Raw genomic sequence first — 20,753 nt, forward strand, 5'->3', positions numbered from 1 at the left:
GCCCAACCCCTGCATAGGATGGGTGGTAGAATAAGGAGGAGTGAAACCCTATGTCTTTTTTTGAGCGTGATTACAGGGAGATCATTACTAAAGCTGTAATTGGGAAAGGTAAAAAGTTTACAGAATCCACGCACACGATCAGCCCCTCGCACCGCCCGACAAGTATCCTGGGTTGTTGGGTCATCAATCACATTTACAATGCAAAGAAAAAAGGGGAGCATGTGGAGGTCTCGGGAAGCTATGATGTAAATGTCTGGTATTCGTATAATGATAATACGAAAACCGAAGTAGTCACAGAACGAGTGAACTATTGTGATCTTGTTAAACTCTCTATTAAAGATGACAATTGTATTCATGACGACGTGGAAGTTATTGCTAAAGTTGTTCAACAGCCTAATTGCTTAGAGGCAAATATAACGGCCAATGGTCAAAAGATCGTGGTAGAAGTGGAAAGAGAATTTACAGTGGATGTTATTGGAGAAACTAAACTTTGTGTGAAAGTTGACCCGCATGGCTGTGATAAGGATGAAGATTATGAATATGAGCTATCATCTGATGATTTTTCAACTATTGAAACTGATTTTCTTCCTTCATCCAGCAGTGACGACGATAAGCACGATTAGATACAGATTCCTTGCTGACTTCAGCGAGGATTTTCTTTTTTTTAACAGTCAAAGCTTAGCATAGATGTATCGTAACTCTAAGGATTTCTGAAAGTTGACGACAGGTTTTTTTAGAAAGGGGAGGGTAACATTTTCCTTTCTTGAGTTGAGTATGCTTTCGTTCAAGAGAGATAAGGTTGTGTGCTATAATTGGAGCAGTATGAACACAGAACGTTTTGGAGGATTGACTTTATGGCACAATATACACCTATGATGCAGCAATATTTAAAGATCAAAGCTGAAAATAAAGATGCTTTTCTTTTCTTTCGTCTCGGAGATTTTTATGAAATGTTTTTTAACGATGCGCTTCGTGCTTCCAAAGAGCTCGAAATTACATTAACAAGCCGGGATGGCGGGGCTGAAGATCGGATACCCATGTGCGGAGTTCCTTATCATTCGGCTGAAAATTACATAAAGCAACTAGTTGAAAAAGGATTTAAAGTAGCGATCTGTGAGCAAGTGGAAGATCCAAAAGTGGCCAAGGGAGTGGTAAGGCGTGAGGTAGTACAGCTGATTACTCCCGGGACAGTCATGGAAGGCAGTATGCTTGAGGAAAAGGAAAACAACTATCTTGCATCCCTCAGTGAGTTTAATGATGGTACGTACACGGTAAGCTACAACGACCTGACCACAGGAGAAAACAATGTGGCATTAATTACTGGAGGGTTTGATGCAGCAATCAGTGAATTGTACAGTCGACCTGTGAAAGAAATTGTGGTAGCAAGTGACTTTAATCACGAACAGCAGGAAATCCTTAAAGATCGACTCGGTTATACTATTTCTCATCAGGATGAAACATCCATACAAGAAGAATTTCAAGAACTAGTAAAAGAGGTTCATCAAGACAAGCTTCTGATTGGCTTTGGCCGTTTGCTGCAATATATTCAATTAACTCAAAAACGCTCCCTGGATCATTTGCAGCCTGTTCGAGTCGTTGAATTAAATCAGTATATGACCCTTGATATGTATTCAAAAAGAAATCTGGAGTTAGTCGAAACTCTCCGTAAACAAGGAAAGTCTGGCAGCTTATTGTCGGTGGTTGATAAGACAATTACAGCTATGGGAGCAAGGATGTTAAAGAAATGGATGGAACGTCCTCTTCTTACAAAGCAAGCGATAGAAGATCGGCATGATCAGGTAGAAGGGTTATTGGATCAGTTTTTCGAGCGGGAAACCCTTAGAGAGCAATTAACTTCAGTGTATGATCTCGAACGGCTCGCGGGTCGTGTAGCCTACGGTAATGTGAATGCCAGAGATCTAATTCAAGTGCGAAATTCGTTGCGAAAAATTCCTGAAATTCTGGAAACGCTAGGATCCTTCAATCACCCTTCTATGAAGCATCTCTACGAAAAAATAGATCCGCTTCATGAACTCAAAGAATTATTAGAAGGCAGTATAGCGGAGGACCCGCCGATCACGATTAAAGAAGGTGGACTAATTCAAGACGGTTTTCATCAGCAGCTGGATGAATATCGGGATGCTTCAAGAAATGGGAAGCAATGGATTGCACAACTTGAGAAAAAAGAAAGAGAAGCCACTGGAATCAGGTCTCTTAAAATCGGCTACAATCGTGTGTTCGGATATTATATTGAAGTAACGAAGGCGAATTTGCGTCACCTTCCTGAAGGAATGTACGAACGGAAGCAGACATTGACGAATGCCGAACGGTTTATTACACCTGAGTTAAAAGAAAAAGAAACTATGATTCTTGAAGCCCAGGAGAAAAGTGTGGATTTAGAATATGAACTTTTTCTTGAAGTAAGGGAAAAAGTGAAAACGTATGTTCAGGAACTTCAGCGATTAGCTGAACAAATTAGTCGTATTGATGTACTTCAGGGATTTGCTCAAATTGCTGAAACAAATGGGTATGTCCGCCCTGTATACCGAGAAGCCAGATTAGTCGACATCAAGCAGGGGCGTCACCCTGTGGTAGAAAATGTTCTTAAAGATGAAACCTTCGTTCCTAATGATATTTATATGAATGAACATACAGACGTTCTTCTTATTACGGGCCCGAATATGTCAGGTAAAAGTACGTACATGAGGCAGCTTGCGCTGATCGCAATTCTTGGCCAAATGGGTAGTTTTATACCTTGTGAATCTGCTACTCTTCCAATATTTGATCAAATTTTTACTAGAATCGGAGCGGCGGATGATCTTGTTTCCGGTCAAAGTACCTTTATGGTCGAGATGCTTGAAGCGAACCATGCGCTTAGTAATGCGACAGAACACAGTATGATCCTGCTTGATGAAATAGGACGCGGTACAAGCACTTACGATGGTATGGCACTTGCACAATCGATCGTGGAGCATATCCACGAGCATATACGTGCAAAAACATTGTTCTCCACGCATTATCATGAGTTAACTTCTCTAGAAGACCAGCTTGAGCGATTGAAAAATGTCCATGTTCGTGCGGAAGAATACGAAGGAAATGTGGTGTTTCTCCATCAGATTAAAGATGGCCCGGCAGATGAGAGTTACGGTATTCACGTAGCGAAACTTGCAGATCTCCCTCATTCTTTAATTAATCGCGCCACCGCTCTTCTCACGCAATTCGAAAATTCCAATTCGTCTTCTCCAGAATCGAGCGCATCCTTAGAAGAGGAGCAGCTTACCATGTTTGTAGAAGAGCAGAAACCTAACGCGAAAAAAGGAACGAAATCAAAGTCAAATGTAGAATCCTACCTTAAAGGACTGGATTTAATGGAAATGACACCGATGGATGCTATGAATGAGCTATATCAATTACAAAAACGAATCAAATCATAAAGGAGGAACAGAGATGGCGCATGTTCAACTTATGCCTGACCATTTATCCAATAAAATAGCTGCTGGAGAAGTTGTGGAGCGGCCAGCCTCTGTTGTCAAAGAACTCGCTGAGAACAGTATTGATGCAGGCGCATCTTGGATTACAATTGAACTAATGGAAGCTGGTTTACAAAAGATACGCATTACAGACAATGGGGCAGGGATGGAAGAGGAAGACTGTGAAAGAGCTTTTTACCGTCATGCTACGAGTAAAATCAGTAGTGAGAATGATCTATTTCACGTACGGACATTGGGCTTTCGCGGGGAAGCACTGGCCAGTATTGCAGCCGTAAGCCGCTTGAGGGTTCAAACATCTACAGGAGACCAAGCTGGAACGAAACTCGACTTAGAGGGCGGAAAATTAATGAACAAAAGCAAAAGTGATGCCAGGCAGGGAACGGACATCACCGTCGAAGAACTGTTCTTTAATACTCCGGCTCGTTTAAAATATATGAAGACGATCCACACAGAGCTTGGTCATATTACGGATGTTCTAAACCGTATGGCGCTCGCTCATCCAGAAATTAAATTTAAATGCATTCATAATGATAAAGAAATATTTCAGACCAATGGCAGGGGAGACTTGCTACAGGTAATTGCAAAAATATATGGTGTGAATGTAGCAAGGAAAATGATCCCTATACAAGCGGAGACGCTGGACTTCAAAGTAACTGGCTATATTGCAAAACCTGAAGTGTACCGTGCTTCCCGTAGTTATATGTCAACTATTATTAATGGACGTTTTATTCGCAGCGTTCCCTTGAACAAAGCAATATTACAGGGGTACCACACTTTACTCCCGATTGGGAAAAGTCCAATTGTGGTGCTTAATATTGAAATGGACCCCATACTGGTAGATGTGAATGTGCATCCCGCTAAATTAGAAGTCCGCTTCAGTAAAGAAAAGGAATTATTTGAAGCCTTGCAGGAATCCATTACAAAAGCATTTCGAGAGCAAAGACTAATTCCTGAGGTTCAGCATGCTAACCCTAAACCGGAAAAGAAAGAGAAATCCACTCAAGGGTCTTTTGATTTTTATACGGAGCATAAAAGCGCAGCTCAAGATGCTGCAAGGCGTTCAATGGATTCTATTACAAATGATGTCTCAGATTATAAGGATGCACAGGAGGGGGCTTCCCTTTACAGACAGCAGGATACACTAGTAAAAGAAGAAGTGCCTGTATTTGAGACTGAGGAAAGCCCTGTCAATGAAGAACAGGATCGCGAAGACATTTCTATAAAAGAAGAGAAGGTGCCAAGCCGTGTACCGGCAATGCATCCTGTTGGGCAGGTGCACGGCACTTATATCATTGCTCAAAATGAAGATGGAATGTACATCGTAGATCAGCACGCCGCACAAGAAAGAATTAAATATGAATTTTTCAGAGATAAACTAGCAGAAGTAGATCATGAAGTTCAAGAATTACTAGTGCCGCTCACTTTTGATTTCAGTAGACAGGAATCATTAAAAATTGAGGAATACAAAGATGAGCTTGAAAAAGTTGGTTTATTCTTTGAGACATTCGGAGAGCAAAGTTATATTATCCGAAGTCATCCACAGTGGTTTCCGAAAGGTTTCGAAGAAGAAGTTATTCACGAGATAATTGATCAGTTAATGAATGAAGATCGGATTAATGTGCTTAAATTAAGGGAAGAAGCAGCTATTCTTATGTCCTGCAAACGGTCCATTAAAGCGAATCATTATTTGGATCAGGCGGGGATGTCCAGGTTATTAGAGGATTTAAGATTGTCCACCGATCCATTTACGTGTCCGCACGGGCGTCCAATTATCGTTCACTTCTCAGAGTATGAAATGGAGAAGATGTTTAAAAGGGTTATGTAATGGACACTTAAAAAAGGTCAGCACCTATACCGCGGGTGCTGACCTTTTTTTATTATTAAGATCTTGTCCATTTTTTCAATCCGTCCAATTGTTTTCTGAGCTTACTCAAGGCTTCAGAATTCTCCAGATGAATTTCAGTCTGGCATGCTGGGCAGGTGATGGTTTGGTCCGTTCCGAAAACGGAGCTCGTACCAATCTCTATGTCTTCATTACAATGAGGACACTGCAAATTCACTTTTTGACCTTTAAATTTTTCTTTAGCATCCATAGATTATATCTCCTCCTTTATACTAGGATTCGACAGAAACTAATAATTACCTGTTTATGGATATATATTCCAGAAAAATAAAAAGCCAACTTTAATTGACATAATATATTTATGATCAATTAAGGTTGGCTTTTTATCCGCTTTATAGGGGAGGGGGGCTTACGATATATTTTTTTGCTGTAATAAAAATCGGAAGTAATTGTCAATTTGTTTTATATCATCAGGCTGGATGCCGAACCAGGCCTTTTTATCAAAAAAGACAGGTTTGTCATATCCTTTTGTTTCAAGGAGCTGTTTGATCTCTCTAATTTCATCTTCTTTTTCATCGCTCATACCCAGTAAGTAATCGGCAGTGGTTTGAAGCGCGTGAGCAATCTTTGTTAAATCACTCAAATCTGGAGAAGTGTAATTCCTTTCCCAGTTTGACACGACCTGCGGAGAGACACCGACCTTTTCAGCCAAGTTCGATTGGGTTAACCTTCGATTTTTTCTTAATGAACGAATTCTTTCATGAACCACTGTGGACGCCTCCTTTTTTATACTATAACACAAACTAACGAATCTCGATAGTATAACTAACGAATATTTTGATTTATACTAACGGATTTCGTTAGTAGTGGTAACGGATTACGTTAGTTTATGCTCTGAGGTATGATTCCTATGCGATTCATGTATAATGGGTAACAGTGATGGAGGTGTGAAAATATGAAGCCATTAGTCATTTCTGTAGTTGGCCCAACGGCTGTTGGTAAATCAAAACTTGGGGTTGAAATTGCGAAACGTTTTGGAGGAGAAGTCATCAGCGGAGATTCAATGCAGATTTATAAATCGATGGATATTGGAACGGCTAAGGTTACGGAACAGGAAATGCAAGGTATTCCTCATCACCTGGTTGATATTAAAGAACCGGACGAAAGTTTTTCTGTAGCTGAATTTCAGAATAAGGTTCAAAGTCTTATACGGACGATCAGTTCTCGGGGAAAGGTACCCGTGATTGTTGGCGGTACCGGATTATACATACAGGCTACGCTTTACAATTTTAATTTTTCTGAGGAAAAAAGGGATGAGCAGGTGATCAAGCGTCTGGAAAAGGAAGCTTCCGAGTATGGTATGGAAGCTCTGTACCAACGTTTGCAATCGGTCGATCCTGAACAGGCAGAAAAAGTCCACCCAAACAATGAACGGCGTGTATTGAGAGCGTTGGAAGTTTATGAAACTACAGGCAAAGTGATGAGTGATTATCAGAAACAGCAGAGCAATGAATCACCTTTCCGCCCTGTCATTGTTGGTCTTGAAATGGAAAGAGAAGAGTTGTATAACCGAATTAATCGAAGGGTCGATCAAATGGTAGAAGAGGGTTTAATCGCAGAGGTGAAATGTTTATACGATAAAGGATATGAACATACACAGGCGATGAAGGCCATTGGTTACAAAGAGTTTATCCCTTACTTTAATGGAGAATACAATGTGGATCGTGCAGTGGAGCTGCTCAAAAGGAATTCCAGACGCTATGCTAAGAGGCAGTACACTTATTTTCGTAATAAAATGAATGTCCGCTGGTATTTGATTTCAGAGCAGGAGTATGAGGAGAAATTTGAAACAATTTTAAATGATTTAGCAGGAATGATGAAGTGAGAAATAGAATGGTACTAATACAGATAGAATAGAGGAGGAAAATCCATGGCTCAATCCGTAAATATCCAAGATAACTACTTAAACCAACTAAGAAAAGATCGTATGCAAGTGACTGTCTTTCTGCTTAACGGCTTCCAGCTTCGCGGGACTGTGAAGGCATTTGATAATTTTACTGTCCTTCTCGAGACCGATGGGAAGCAGCAGTTAATTTTCAAACATGCAATTTCAACGTTTGCTCCGATGAAAAATGTTTCATTGGAGAAAGAATAGAATATTTAAAGAACGGACGCTGTTTAAGCGTCCGTTTTATTTTGACCGTTTTTGGCCACTCTTATATAGGCTTTTGTCACAGGTTTGGTTTTAAGTGCGTATGATGAATGGAAACGAGGAGGGATCCATGTGCACTCACAAGCAAAAACAGCTAAGCCAGGAACAATTAACATTGTTCTAAATGATACGAAGCCTAAAGCTGTGCCCATCCAGCACGTTCGCCCTAAAGAGCAGCCTTTAACACCTTTTCGTAGAATTGATGATTTCTTTTCATCGATCGTGGGTCTTGGGGATTTGAAAGTTCGCATTAAAGAAATTTATGCTCAGGTATTAATTGCTCATAAACGGAAAGAACTAGGTTTAAAATCTGATCAACAGGTACTCCATATGGTTTATAAAGGAAACCCGGGTACAGGGAAAACAACGATTGCCAGAATGGTAGCCCAGCTATTTTATGAAATTGAAGTGCTTGAGAAGGGTCATTTTATCGAAGTGGACCGCAGTGATCTTGTTGGAGAATATATAGGGCATACGGCCAAAAAAACAAAAGACTTAATCCATAAGGCACTCGGAGGCGTCCTCTTTATTGATGAAGCTTATTCTTTGGCAAGAGGCGGGGAAAAGGACTTCGGCAAGGAAGCTATTGATACGATAGTGAAATGCATGGAGGATCATCATAATCAATTCATTATTATTCTAGCGGGATATCCGGAAGAAATGGATGATTTTCTGCAAATCAACCCGGGCTTAGCCTCCCGCTTTCCTATTCAATTATCTTTTTCGAATTACTCCGCCTCCGAATTAGCAGCTATTGCACACGGCATGCTTCGTGATCGTGATTATTGTCTGACAGCTGACGCAGAAAGGAAATTATATCAGCATTTATCCTATGTTTGTTCCCGTAAAGCCGGTAATTTTTCAAACGCTCGGTACGTACGCAATGTAATAGAAGAAGCCATACGCAAACACGCCTGGCGTGTAATTAGCAGTCCGAATCAAAAGAAAGAAGCATTAATGACTTTAGAAGCGGAAGATTTTTCGGTAACAAACTCATTCCCGTCCCCCTAATGGTACCGTTATCTATCTGCGGTACTTTTTGGTATGATAGGAATGGAATCATTCAGGTATATAGAAAAGAAGGTGGATTTATGCAAGGTAAAGAACGAGTGATCCTAGTAGCCAGAAAAGATCCTAACGAGGAAGAAGATCGCTTTCATTCCTCTCTAGAAGAACTCCAATCCTTAACGGAAACGGCTGATGGAGATGTCTGCAGAGTAATCACACAAAAAAGGGACCGGGTGCACCCGGCTACATATTTGGGTGAGGGGAAGTTAGAAGAGATTAAAGCGGCAGCTTTGGAAACAGAAGCTGAGTTAATAATCTTTAATGACGAGCTTACTCCGGGCCAGCTAAGGAATATTTCAGATAAAGTTGAACGACGAGTGCTTGACAGAAGTCAACTTATTTTAGATATATTCGCCAGCCGTGCCCGCACTAAGGAAGGTAAACTTCAGGTAGAATTAGCCCAGCTGCAGTACTTATTGCCTCGTCTGGCAGGGCAGGGTACAGAGCTTTCCCGATTGGGCGGAGGAATCGGAACACGTGGTCCAGGAGAGACAAAACTCGAAACCGATCGCCGTCACATAAGACGCCGAATTGATGATATTAAGAAGCGTTTGAATTCTGTAGTCAAACAGAGGGAACAGTATCGCCAGCGTCGTAAAGAAAATAAGGCTTTTCAAATTGCGATTGTAGGTTATACCAACGCAGGGAAATCTACGTTTTTTAATCGTGTGACGGAAAGTGATTCATATGAAGAAAATCTGTTGTTTGCTACTCTTGATCCTTTGACGAGACAAATGAGTCTTCCATCAGGATTTCAAGCCCTTATTTCCGATACTGTAGGTTTTATTCAAGACCTGCCGACTACCTTGATTGCTGCTTTCAGGTCCACACTTGAAGAGGTGACTGAAGCGGATTTTATTCTTCATATGGTGGATGCCTCTCACCCTGACCACCTGCAGCAGGAAAAAACAGTTCTGCGGCTGCTTGATGAATTAGGAGCAGGTCAGTTGCCAATGCTTACGGTCTATAACAAAAAGGACTTACTTCGTGAGGATTTTATCCCCGAAACTCATCCATCTTTAACCGTTAGTGTACACGACCGGATTGATTTGAAGAGGATCTTAGATAAGATAGAAATGGTCTTAAAGGAAGAGTGGCATGAATACGATGTGTTTATTCCTGCCTCAGAAGGAAAACGTCTGCAGCAATTCAAAAAATTCAGCATGATTACCAGCATGGATTTCTATGAAGATAAAGAGGGGTATGCTCTTCATGGATTCATACATCCGGACCATCCGCTGAAACACCAGATACTATAAAAAGTTAGGAAGACACCATCATGAATATCGAAACCATTAAAATGAAAAGTGAACAAGAAATAGCACCCGAGCATAAACGAATTGATCAAATTGTTGAATTTAATCAGGAGAAAGTACTCCATGCTTTTCAAAAATTAAGGGTAAGTGATTCTCATTTTAACCCCACAACCGGCTATGGCTACGATGACTTTGGGAGAGATACACTTGAATCTCTATATGCAGAAATTTTTAAGGCAGAGGACGCCCTTGTCCGGCCGCAATTAATTTCAGGTACCCATGCGATTACGACTTCTTTATTTGGCGTTCTTCGGCCCGGGGATGAGCTTTTATACATCACTGGGGATCCCTACGACACTCTCAGGGATGTTATAGGGACAGGGCGGAAAAAGGACATGGGATCGCTTAGAGATTTTGGGATTTCTTATCAGTCCATACCGTTAACCAAGGATGGGGATTTTCAGGTTGAGGAAATTCTTTCGTCCATCTCTTCTGCTACGAAGATGGTAGGAATTCAGCGATCCAAAGGCTATGAAGATCGACCATCGTTCACTATTAAACATATTACTTCTATCATCGAACAAATCAGGGAAGTGAAAGAGGATATTATTATTTTTGTTGATAACTGTTACGGAGAGTTCGTTGAAATAAAAGAACCCCTTGAAGCAGGAGCTGATTTAATCGCCGGGTCATTAATTAAAAACCCCGGAGGCGGAATTGCTAGAATGGGAGGTTACATAGCCGGTAAGGAAGAACTGATTGAACTATGCAGCTACCGTTTAACGGCTCCTGGATTAGGCAAAGAAACGGGAGCGAGCCTTAATAGCCTTCAAGAAATGTATCAAGGCATATTTCTAGCACCTCATGTAGTAGGAGAAGCACTAAAGGGAGCGGTGTTTACGGCTCATTTTCTTAGCCTGCTTGGTTTTGACACGAACCCTGCATATAATGCTGCACGGACTGATTTAATTCAGTCTGTGAATTTTGATTCAGCTGAGCAAATGATTCGATTTTGCCAGTCCATTCAACGTGCTTCTCCGGTAAATTCGCATGTTAGTCCAGAGCCTAGCCCAATGCCTGGATATGATGATCATGTCATCATGGCTGCGGGTACATTTATCCAGGGGGCTAGTCTTGAGCTCACGGCCGACGGCCCTATAAGACCTCCATATACGGCTTTTATCCAAGGCGGGCTAACCTATTCTCACGTAAAGATAGCTGTAACTGCAGCAATTAAACGTCTTATGGAAGAGGGGTATGTGAAGGTTAGTTCACCCTGAAAATGAGAGGTTTTCTTACCTTATTTACTATATCAATATATATGTGTGAACATTCCTCACATATGTTGACATATCCTCTACTTATCGTATAATTAAAGCAGTATCATTCTTATGGGGAGGTGGCACACGATGAGTGATGAGATTCGTCGTTCCATGCCGTTGTTCCCGATGGGGATTGTTCAATCACTGACAGACCTTTCTGCCCGGCAGATCCGTTATTATGAGCAGCACCAGCTAGTACAACCTGCCCGTTCAGAAGGGAACCGCCGGCTGTTTTCATTCAATGATGTAGATCGACTGCTGGAAATTAAAGACCTCATTGAACAAGGCGTTAATATGGCAGGGATAAAGCAGGTTCTTAAGCTGACAGATCAGCCGGAGAACGAGGTATACGACGAGAAGCGAGTCGAGGAAGTTCATAGTGAACTAACAGAGAAAGAACTGCGTCGTATGCTGCAGCAAGAACTTTTCACCGCGGGAAGGCAAGGTAAACTTGGAATTAGGCAGGGGGAATTATCTAGATTCTTCCATTAAATTGTGTTGAGAGGAGACTGGAACTATGGGGTTAACGAAAGAAGAAATTTACAAGAAACTTGATGAGGAAAATGTCCGTTTTATTCGATTGCAGTTTACGGATATGCTTGGGACTATCAAAAATGTCGAAATTCCGCTAAGTCAATTGGATAAGGCTTTAGAGGGTATGATGATGTTTGATGGTTCATCTATTGAAGGGTTCGTACGCATCGAGGAATCTGACATGTACTTAGTACCAGATCTGGATACATTCGTGGTTTTTCCTTGGACATCTGAAAAAGGAAAAGTAGCCCGCTTCATTTGTGATATTTACAACCCGGACAAGACACCTTTTGAAGGGTGCCCGCGTTATAACTTAAAACGTAATATTAAAAAAATGGAGAAGCTTGGTTTTTCAGCGTTTAACATAGGAACAGAACCTGAATTCTTTTTGTTTAAGCTGGACGAAAAAGGCGAACCAACGATGGAGCTGAACGACAAAGGCGGTTATTTCGACCTTGCGCCAACTGATTTAGGTGAAAATTGCCGACGGGATATTGTGCTTGAACTTGAAGAAATCGGATTTGAAATAGAAGCTTCCCACCATGAAGTAGCGCCTGGCCAGCACGAAATTGATTTTAAATATTCCGATGCTGTGAAACACTGTGATGATATTCAGACATTTAAACTAGTTGTAAAAACGATCGCTCGTCAGCACGGTCTTCACGCTACTTTCATGCCTAAACCTTTATTTGGTGTGAACGGGTCGGGAATGCATGCAAACATGTCATTGTTTAATGAGGATGGAAATGCCTTTTATGATAAAAACGGTGATAAAGAATTATCCGAAATCGCTTATCAGTTTACAGCTGGTATCATTAAACATGCCACAAACTTCACAGCGATTACAAACCCTACGGTAAATTCTTACAAACGTCTAGTGCCTGGTTACGAAGCACCTTGCTATGTTGCCTGGTCCGGCCAGAACCGCAGTCCGCTTGTACGCGTTCCTACCTCTCGTGGGTTAAGTACTCGTATAGAGGTAAGAAGTGTAGACCCTGCCGCAAACCCATATATGGCAATGTCTGTACTTTTAGCTGCAGGTCTTGACGGTGTGGAAAATAAATTGAAAGCCCCAACTCCTGTTGACCGCAACATTTATGTTATGAATAAGAAAGAACGTGAAGCACACGGCATTAAAGACCTGCCTGCCACGCTTTACAATGCACTGGAAGAATTGCAGGAAGATCCAATTATGGTCGAAGCTCTTGGCGAGCACCTGTTTGAACACTTTATTGAAGCGAAAGAAATTGAATGGGATATGTTCCGTACGCAAGTACATCCTTGGGAGCGCGAACAATATCTACAAACATATTAAACCTCATCAAGCCCTGACGCTGAAGCGTCAGGGTTTTTCATATATCAAGGGACTAGAAGTTAGAAGTTCTATCCTTATACCTCACACCAACTTCAATCGAAAATTATATTTTTACGTTAATACTAAACTCACCCGTTCTACATAGCCTATGGCAGAATATTGTATTTATTAAATTAGTGAGAATATACATATAGAGTTTTTCAATAACAACCAGTGTTCTCTTAAATTTATAGGGAGTGCTTGGTAAGTTTGATGATGAATGAGATTTAAAAATCCTTTATTTTAATATCCGGGATAATCGATAGTCCTCAGAAGATTTGTCCTTCAATTAGTTAGCAGAGGCATGCTGAAAATCCCCTCGAAAAATTGGATAATTAAAAGTGGCGTCTATCCAAAACGACATTGTTCATTATGTCTAACTCCTTGCTGAATTTTACTATAAAAATAAGCAAAACCATATACACAACCCACTTTTAAGTGTATTGCAACACGTGTTGTGTTATGATTTATATACAACAATTGATTTGTTAGGGGATGTAGAATGGAACAATACACTGTCGACCAAGCACTGGAAAAGTTAATCCAATATAAAATTACGACACATAAGGAGAGCCTTCGACGGTGGCTGAGAAATGGCACTATTAAAGGCGTAGAACCTGCGACACGAAAGGACGGCTGGCGAATTAATAAAGATGATCTATGGTCGTTCATCGAGGAACGTACACTGGTCAAAGAATCAAAAGAATCAAATGCAACAAATGTTGTGAAAGAAGATGATGCTCGAGAATTTTATAGAGCTGAAATGTGGTGGGAAATTGCTCGCAAAAATATGTTTGAAGGATCTGTAGAAGTTAAAAAAACGGACGTACGCTCCTGTATTAAACAAAAAAATTATTCTGAAAAGTTTGAAATTTATATTTGGAATAGGATTACTGAGCATACCTGGCAAGCTACGCCTCGCATCTTTTATTTGCATGATGCTTTTCTTTTCAGCAGCCAGCGTATAAAAATGGATACTCATTATAAAGAGCGTAAAGAACAGATATTATTCGCTTTAATTGATTACTTAAGGAATAACGGTATGAAGTAAATAAATGGATAGAATGATACAAACAAAAAAAGCCCTTTTAATTAAGGGCTTTTACTATCTCTAGATTATAGGAAGTTCCTATTTAAATATCTTACGAATTAGCTTTCCGCTGACTTTACCTGCAGCTCTTCTGCTGACTCGCTGGCCAATTCGGTTATGACGAACAGCATCCACATCGTTCCAGATTCTAAGGATTTTTGAGAGTTTTGACTTTAATCCCATATTACTCAACTCCTTATCTATTATTAATCATGCTTTAAGGATGACCTTAACTTCGGTAAACCGTTTGAATTTACGTACCCTGAATCAAACATTTGGTAAACCATCTCTTTTTAAGGAAACTCAACCTTACTGTAGAGGAAGAACGGAACAGGAACTTATTTTTAAAATTACTCTTCAGCAGTACTTAATAGAAAAAGGCGCAAAAAAAGGGCAGCTCTTAAGAGCTGCCCTTTTTATTTAATTAATGAACAGTACGATAAAGACCTACTACCCGTCCTAAAATCGATACGTCATTCAGAAGAATAGGTTCCATCGTAGCGTTTTCAGGCTGCAGGCGGATATGGTTTCTCTCTTTAAAGAAGCGCTTAACTGTAGCTTCCTCATCCTCAGTCATGGCTACTACAATGTCGCCGTTCTGAGCAGTCTGCTGCTGTCTTACAATTACCATGTCACCATCCAGAATACCAGCTTCTATCATACTTTCACCTTGTACTACAAGCACAAACGTATTATCGTCCGTACCGGCTAAAGAGTCCGGAAGGGGCACGTATTCTTCAATATTCTCTACTGCGGTGATCGGAGAACCAGCTGTAACTTTACCAATGACAGGTGCATAGGAGGCTTCGCTTCTAGGAATACTGTGATCTTCCTCTAACTCTATCACTTCAATAGCTCTTGGTTTAGTAGGGTCTCTTCGAATGTACCCCTTTTTTTCTAAACGGGATAGATGGCCGTGAACCGTTGAACTGGATGCCAGGCCAACGGATTGACCGATCTCGCGGACCGAAGGCGGATAACCTTTCATAATGACTTGCTCTTTAATAAAATCTAATATTTCCTGTTGCCTCTTTGAAAGTTTACTCATAGATTTACACCTCGTACATAGGATTTATAGTAACCACATTGTACCATGCTTACTTAAATAATACAAACAAGCGTTCGAAAAACCAGGTTGACAAGAACTATTGTTCGTATATAATAGGTATTAGAAAAAGCGAACATTAGTTCTTAAGAACGTTCGTTCCTAAATTGGAGGGTCTAATCATGTTCAACAAACTGTCAAAGCTTGATATCACGTACCTTGTACTGTTTATCGCAAGTTTAGCCTTTCTTTACTTTTCAATGGTCTCCATTGGATAATCTATTATATGCTTAATAAGTACACTTAATAGAAAGGGCCGAACATCATGAGAGTTATCCTATATTGTCGCGTTAGTACAGAAAAAGAAGCGCAAGTTTCTTCATTGAACAGGCAGAGAAATGAATTAAATCAGATGGCCGAACACCATAGCATGGAAGTGATAGATTGTATAGAGGAACAAGCAAGCGGGTATGAAATCGAACGGGAGGGAATTTTCCGCTTGCTTGAATATTTTTCAAGCGGGGAAGCAGACGCCTTATTAATACAAGATGAAACGCGGCTAGGACGAGGAAACACCAAAATTGCTTTATTTCATCAATTAAATAAGTTAAAGGTTCAAATCTATTCACTTTCCCATGAAGGAGAACTGGAGATAGCCGAATCTGACTCTATGGTTCTACAAATAGTGGGCATCGTAGAAGAATATCAGCGTAAAATACATAATATGAAGATCCGCAGAGGAATGAGGAAGGCGGTCGAGGAAGGTTATAATCCTGCATCTAATCTTTCAAATCAGCACTTGGCTCCTGGTCGCGAAAGGATTGAATTTCCCATACACGAGGTTGTTCGCTTGCGCCAGAACAAGCTGTCATTTAAAGATATAGCCGCCACTCTTCGTGGACTTGGATATGATGTATCAAAAGCAACAGTCCATCGAAGATATCAGGAGCACGTATTACTTGAAAAAAACGAAGACAAAGGTTACGATTAAATAAATGACAAGGGTCACGTGGCCTCTTGTCTTTTTCTTGTTCACACATGAATCGATCCTGTAAGTCACAATATAAATATAAAGGGGTATGATCTATGTTATCTAAAGAAAAGATTGATCGTATAAATGAACTGGCTAATAAATCAAAACAAGAGGAATTAACTGCCAAGGAAAAAGAAGAACAACAGGAGTTAAGACAGGAATACTTGAAAAATGTTCGTAAATCCTTTAAGAACCAGTTAAAAGGTGTTACTGTTATTGACCCTGAAGGAAAAGATGTGACACCTAAGAAATTAAGAGAAATGCAGGAAAACGAAAAGAAAAATTGAGTTTTAAATCCGTACAGCTTATGTACGGATTTATTTTGTTTAAGAAACCCTTTTCAGGGAAAAATTAATTTAAGTACTGGGATTTTTTGAAATATTGCCCCTGTGCTTGTTTCAAACCTAAATTCATTATAGGATAATACTTGTACATATTTTCGAAAAAGAAAGGGGAAAGACGATTATGGCAAACAGCCTTGAACAAACTTCAATAAATACGATCCGAACACTCACAATCGATGCCGTTGAAAAAGCAAGCTCTGGTCATCCAGGAATGCCAATGGGAGCAGCTCCTATGGCGTATACCCTTTGGACAAAGTTTATGGACCACAATCCTAAGAATTCTGACTGGTTTAACCGCGACCGCTTCGTACTATCAGCGGGGCACGGGTCTATGCTTTTATATAGCCTGCTGCATTTATCAGGATACAATGTGACGATCGATGATCTTAAATCTTTCCGTCAATGGGACTCTAAAACTCCAGGGCATCCTGAATACGGACATACAGATGGGGTGGAAGCAACTACGGGCCCACTTGGTCAAGGTTTATCCATGGCGACCGGTATGGCAATGGCTGAAGCTCACTTAGGTGCTAAATACAATCGTGAGAACTATAACGTAGTGGATCATTACACTTTTGCTATTTGTGGTGATGGTGATTTAATGGAAGGTGTTTCCCAGGAAACTGCTTCTTTAGCAGGTCACCTTGGACTTGGCAAATTAGTCGTTTTGTATGATTCAAATGATATTTCTTTAGATGGAGATTTAGACCGTTCCTTTAGTGAAAGCGTTGAAAAGCGCTATGAAGCATATGGCTGGCAAGTTATTCGTGTCGAGGACGGAACAGATACCGAAGAAATTGCAAACGCGATTCAAAAAGCCAAGCAGAACACGGATCAACCAACGATGATCGAAGTTAAAACAGTAATTGGCTACGGCTCACCAAATAAATCTGGCAAGTCTGCTTCTCACGGGGCTCCCCTTGGAGAAGAAGAAGTTACTGCAGCGAAAGCTCATTATGAGTGGGAGCATGAAGAACTATTTCATGTACCAGAGGAAGTATATCAGGATTTCAATGAAAAAGTTCAACAAAATGGAGAAGAGAAAGAACAATCCTGGAATGAACTTATGAAACAGTATAAAGAAAGCTACCCTGAACTGGCTGCAGAACTTGAAGCGGCTATTAAAGGAGAGCTTCCTGAAGGATGGAAGCAAGAACTTCCAACCTATCAAGCAGGTGAAGACAGCCCGGCAACTCGTGCTGCGTCAGGTGATGTTATTAATGCTCTTTCCGCTAAAGTTCCATATTTCTTCGGAGGAAGCTCAGACTTGGCAGGTTCAAACAAAACAACTGTAAAAGAAGAGGAAGATTTCTCTCGCAACAACTATGCCGGCCGAAATATCTGGTTTGGCGTAAGAGAATTTGCAATGGCCGCAGCTTTAAATGGTATGGCCTTACATGGTGGACTTAAAGTTTATGGCGGAACATTCTTTGTATTTAGTGACTACCTGAGACCAGCACTGCGTCTTTCTGCACTAATGAATCTTCCGGTAAACTATGTCTTTACCCACGACTCTGTAGCTGTAGGAGAAGATGGACCAACTCATGAGCCAATTGAGCAATTGCCATCTCTTCGTGCAATGCCAAATCTTTCCGTAATCCGTCCCGCTGATGGGAATGAAACCAGTGCGGCATGGCAGTTGGCTTTAGAATCTAATACCACTCCAAATGCGCTAGTATTAACTCGTCAGGGTCTTCCAACACTTGAAGGCACGGCAGAAAACGCTTATGAAGGGGTTAAGCATGGTGCGTATATTTTGAGTGATTCTGATAAGGAAGAGCCAGATGCCATTTTATTAGCTTCAGGATCTGAAGTACAATTAATTGTTAAAGCACAAGATGAACTTAAGAAAAAAGGATATGACGTTCGCGTCGTAAGTATTCCTTCTTTCGATCGATTTAATGCTCAAAGCAGAGACTATCAAGAGAGCATCCTTCCTTCCGGCGTTCGTAAACGTCTAGCTGTAGAGATGGCTGCATCATTTGGCTGGGAACGCTACGTAGGCCTCGACGGTACGGTGCTCGGCATCGACCGCTTTGGAGCTTCAGCCCCAGGTGATACAATCATCGAAAACTTTGGGTTTACTGTAGACAATGTAGTTAAACACGCTGAGAACCTAATGAACGCCTAAAGATCATATAAACAAGCTGTCGGTATATCCGGCAGCTTGTTTTATATATAACCTCCGGGTAGTGAACAGCGCACGTATCGATAGATAAGTTTAAAATTATTCTCCATAAACTTCTCACACATTCTGAGGTAAAATAAGATAGTTGATGGATAAAAAATTACCTATCAGCTTCGTTTCCGTTGTTCGATAAAAACTCACAATATGATATAATAGATAATAAGAATTATTGTTGTCTTTTTCAGTGTGAAAGTCTGTGGCAGACAGATAATGTCGTGTTTAAGCCATTATAGGATGTCTTCCCGCTCATTTTTTAACGTCGACTGGACGAAGATCATTATGGCTGGGTATTCCCATTGGCAGGCGAAAGTTTATTATCGTAAACGACTATTGTATTTCTGTGGACCATTTACTATACTGTTATGGGAGATAACACGAAGGAGGAAGACGAAGACATGACTTTGGGTATTATATGGGTTATCGTCATTGCTGTACTCACTCTCATCGGAGGAGTAGCTCTTGGCTTTTTCATTGCCAGAAAGTATATGATGAACTATTTGAAGAAAAACCCGCCAATTAATGAGCAAATGCTTCGCACATTGATGATGCAGATGGGACAGAAGCCATCGCAGAAGAAGATTAATCAAATGATGCGTTCCATGAACAATCAAATGAAATAATCAAAATAAAGCCTTCTTTCTGTTTAAGGAAAGAAGGCTTTTCTTATGGTTCAGTTAATCTAAAGTTCACACTTGATTCATCGTTTTTTCAAATACGGTTTGATACAATAGTGATCTAGTATAATTTTGGAGGAAGCATTATGTCAGAAATAAATATATTTATTGCCTTCGGGGCCGGTTTCTTATCATTTATATCTCCGTGTGTACTTCCCTTATACCCTGCATTCCTATCGTACATAACAGGAATGAGTGTAAGTGAGTTAAAAGAAGAAAACGCCATGCTGAAGCGGAAAAGCTTATTGCACACGATATCATTTTTAATAGGGTTTACTACAATTTTTCTAGTGCTAGGGTTTTCAGGATCCTTTTTATCTCAGTTTCTTATCCAAAATGATACCATCATAAGGCGGTTAGGAGCTATTTTAATTATTTTCTTCGGTTTTGTAATCATTGGGGTATTCAATTTCCAATTCTTAATGAAAGATCGAAAAATATCTTTTAAAAATAGACCTGCAGGCTTTATTGGCTCTTTTCTAATTGGACTAACTTTTTCTTTAGGTTGGACCCCCTGTACAGGTCCAATTTTGTCAGCTGTTTTAGTTTTAGCTGCTGATAGTCCTGAATTATTTATGGTTATGATGCTTGCCTATTCACTCGGCTTTTCAGTTCCTTTCTTAGTACTATCCTTCTTTGTAGGAAAACTAAACTGGGTAAGAAAGCACAGTGGCACTATTGTGAGAGTAGGTGGTTATATTATGATTATGATGGGAATCGCTTTATATTTTGACTGGATGACAGCCTTGACGTCTTATTTAGTTGGTTTATTTGGATTTCAGGGCTTTTAAGAAATGGATTTTGAAGAAACTTTATATTATGATGAATTCAGGAATAAAACAGTAAAGGAGTATGAATATGACCCGCACCAATGACATTATTTTACGAGCTACCACTACACTAATCGCGTTTATTATTTTAGGATTTTCCATTTACTTGTTCTTTGCTGGACACAATGCCCCGGGAGGCGGTTTTATCGGCGGTTTAATGACTTCCGCTGCTTTTGTACTTATGTATATGGCGTATGGCATACGTTCTATGGAAAAGATACTGCCGATTAACTTTCGCTATATCATTCCTGCTGGATTAATCATTGCTTTAGGAACAGGCATTGGTTCATTTATTTTTGGTCAGCCTTTTTTGAGTCAAACATACGCTTACTTTCAACTTCCAATCCTAGGTAAAACGGAACTTGCCACAGCCTTACTGTTTGATCTGGGTGTGTATCTAACGGTTGTTGGTATAACAATGACTATTATACTGACAATTGCAAATGATCGAAGTTGAGATGTTGAAGGG

The 20,753-nt window shown here is 40.4% G+C and carries 21 protein-coding genes; 17 read left to right on the top strand and 4 right to left on the bottom strand.

The features are described from left to right. Positions 1 to 50 precede the first annotated feature (50 nt). The 3 genes from LCM11_RS01135 (at position 51) to mutL (ending at position 5,316) form a co-directional block, all read left to right on the top strand. Entirely contained in the window at positions 51 to 623 is a 573-nt protein-coding gene (locus LCM11_RS01135) for an outer spore coat protein CotE (RefSeq protein WP_224892460.1), read from the top strand. A 231-nt stretch (positions 624 to 854) separates the two neighbouring features. After that, the gene (mutS, locus tag LCM11_RS01140) at positions 855 to 3,434 is read left to right on the top strand and encodes a DNA mismatch repair protein MutS (RefSeq protein WP_224892461.1); all 2,580 of its coding nucleotides are present in this window, start codon (positions 855 to 857) and stop codon (positions 3,432 to 3,434) included. Positions 3,435 to 3,447: 13 nt separating this feature from the next. Beyond that, positions 3,448 to 5,316 carry a DNA mismatch repair endonuclease MutL gene (gene mutL / locus LCM11_RS01145; protein ID WP_224892462.1) on the top strand — a complete coding sequence of 623 codons (1,869 nt, stop codon included), beginning with the start codon at positions 3,448 to 3,450 and terminating at the stop codon, positions 5,314 to 5,316. Between the two features lie 55 nt (positions 5,317 to 5,371). Here the strand turns inward: mutL and LCM11_RS01150 are convergent, their stop codons facing one another. Then, positions 5,372 to 5,584: a hypothetical protein gene (locus LCM11_RS01150; protein ID WP_224892463.1), complete on the bottom strand. Its 213-nt coding sequence runs from the start codon at positions 5,582 to 5,584 to the stop codon at positions 5,372 to 5,374. Positions 5,585 to 5,743: 159 nt separating this feature from the next. Next, positions 5,744 to 6,103: a helix-turn-helix domain-containing protein gene (locus LCM11_RS01155; RefSeq protein WP_014643360.1), complete on the bottom strand. Its 360-nt coding sequence runs from the start codon at positions 6,101 to 6,103 to the stop codon at positions 5,744 to 5,746. A gap of 186 nt (positions 6,104 to 6,289) precedes the next feature. Here LCM11_RS01155 and miaA point away from each other — a divergent pair, with 186 nt between their 5' ends. The 8 genes from miaA (at position 6,290) to LCM11_RS01195 (ending at position 14,131) form a co-directional block, all read left to right on the top strand. Next, entirely contained in the window at positions 6,290 to 7,219 is a 930-nt protein-coding gene (gene miaA / locus LCM11_RS01160; protein WP_224892464.1) for a tRNA (adenosine(37)-N6)-dimethylallyltransferase MiaA, read from the top strand. Positions 7,220 to 7,264: 45 nt separating this feature from the next. Next, complete coding sequence (gene hfq / locus LCM11_RS01165; RefSeq protein ID WP_089751040.1) at positions 7,265 to 7,489, top strand: RNA chaperone Hfq; 225 nt, start codon at positions 7,265 to 7,267, stop codon at positions 7,487 to 7,489. 129 nt (positions 7,490 to 7,618) lie between these two features. After that, a complete protein-coding gene (locus LCM11_RS01170; protein ID WP_224892465.1) occupies positions 7,619 to 8,557 on the top strand; it encodes an AAA family ATPase in 939 nt (312 codons plus the stop codon). A gap of 80 nt (positions 8,558 to 8,637) precedes the next feature. After that, positions 8,638 to 9,873: a GTPase HflX gene (gene hflX, locus LCM11_RS01175; protein WP_224892466.1), complete on the top strand. Its 1,236-nt coding sequence runs from the start codon at positions 8,638 to 8,640 to the stop codon at positions 9,871 to 9,873. A 20-nt stretch (positions 9,874 to 9,893) separates the two neighbouring features. Then, a complete protein-coding gene (locus LCM11_RS01180; RefSeq protein ID WP_224892467.1) occupies positions 9,894 to 11,150 on the top strand; it encodes an aminotransferase class I/II-fold pyridoxal phosphate-dependent enzyme in 1,257 nt (418 codons plus the stop codon). Between the two features lie 129 nt (positions 11,151 to 11,279). Beyond that, a complete protein-coding gene (locus LCM11_RS01185) occupies positions 11,280 to 11,684 on the top strand; it encodes a MerR family transcriptional regulator (RefSeq protein WP_089751049.1) in 405 nt (134 codons plus the stop codon). 25 nt (positions 11,685 to 11,709) lie between these two features. Beyond that, a complete protein-coding gene (glnA, locus tag LCM11_RS01190) occupies positions 11,710 to 13,041 on the top strand; it encodes a type I glutamate--ammonia ligase (RefSeq protein WP_224892468.1) in 1,332 nt (443 codons plus the stop codon). A gap of 541 nt (positions 13,042 to 13,582) precedes the next feature. Then, on the top strand, positions 13,583 to 14,131 hold the full coding sequence (locus LCM11_RS01195; protein ID WP_224892469.1) for a hypothetical protein: 549 nt from the start codon (positions 13,583 to 13,585) through the stop codon (positions 14,129 to 14,131). Positions 14,132 to 14,209: 78 nt separating this feature from the next. Here LCM11_RS01195 and LCM11_RS01200 read toward each other — a convergent pair whose 3' ends face one another. Both LCM11_RS01200 and lexA read right to left on the bottom strand, forming a co-directional pair. After that, complete coding sequence (locus tag LCM11_RS01200; RefSeq protein WP_224892470.1) at positions 14,210 to 14,353, bottom strand: hypothetical protein; 144 nt, start codon at positions 14,351 to 14,353, stop codon at positions 14,210 to 14,212. 241 nt (positions 14,354 to 14,594) lie between these two features. Next, positions 14,595 to 15,218 (bottom strand): transcriptional repressor LexA, encoded by a 624-nt coding sequence (lexA, locus tag LCM11_RS01205; RefSeq protein WP_224892471.1) that lies wholly within the window; start codon positions 15,216 to 15,218, stop codon positions 14,595 to 14,597. 322 nt (positions 15,219 to 15,540) lie between these two features. Here lexA and LCM11_RS01210 point away from each other — a divergent pair, with 322 nt between their 5' ends. The 6 genes from LCM11_RS01210 to LCM11_RS01235 all read left to right on the top strand — a co-directional run bounded on the left by LCM11_RS01210 (position 15,541) and on the right by LCM11_RS01235 (position 20,741). After that, entirely contained in the window at positions 15,541 to 16,206 is a 666-nt protein-coding gene (locus tag LCM11_RS01210; protein ID WP_224892472.1) for a recombinase family protein, read from the top strand. Between the two features lie 95 nt (positions 16,207 to 16,301). Further along, positions 16,302 to 16,535 carry a DUF896 domain-containing protein gene (locus tag LCM11_RS01215; protein ID WP_014643373.1) on the top strand — a complete coding sequence of 78 codons (234 nt, stop codon included), beginning with the start codon at positions 16,302 to 16,304 and terminating at the stop codon, positions 16,533 to 16,535. A 178-nt stretch (positions 16,536 to 16,713) separates the two neighbouring features. Next, positions 16,714 to 18,723 (top strand): transketolase, encoded by a 2,010-nt coding sequence (gene tkt, locus LCM11_RS01220; protein WP_224892473.1) that lies wholly within the window; start codon positions 16,714 to 16,716, stop codon positions 18,721 to 18,723. Between the two features lie 458 nt (positions 18,724 to 19,181). Next, on the top strand, positions 19,182 to 19,400 hold the full coding sequence (locus LCM11_RS01225) for a YneF family protein (protein ID WP_173380447.1): 219 nt from the start codon (positions 19,182 to 19,184) through the stop codon (positions 19,398 to 19,400). A gap of 140 nt (positions 19,401 to 19,540) precedes the next feature. Further along, positions 19,541 to 20,245: a cytochrome c biogenesis CcdA family protein gene (locus tag LCM11_RS01230; protein WP_224892474.1), complete on the top strand. Its 705-nt coding sequence runs from the start codon at positions 19,541 to 19,543 to the stop codon at positions 20,243 to 20,245. Between the two features lie 67 nt (positions 20,246 to 20,312). Further along, positions 20,313 to 20,741, top strand: coding sequence for a Na(+)/H(+) antiporter subunit B (locus LCM11_RS01235; RefSeq protein ID WP_224892475.1), 429 nt, complete (start codon positions 20,313 to 20,315; stop codon positions 20,739 to 20,741). The last annotated feature ends 12 nt before the right edge of the window (positions 20,742 to 20,753 follow it).

It is taken from the genome of Halobacillus halophilus, assembly GCF_020171985.1.
Taxonomy (GTDB): Bacteria; Bacillota; Bacilli; order Bacillales; family Halobacillaceae; genus Halobacillus; species Halobacillus halophilus_A.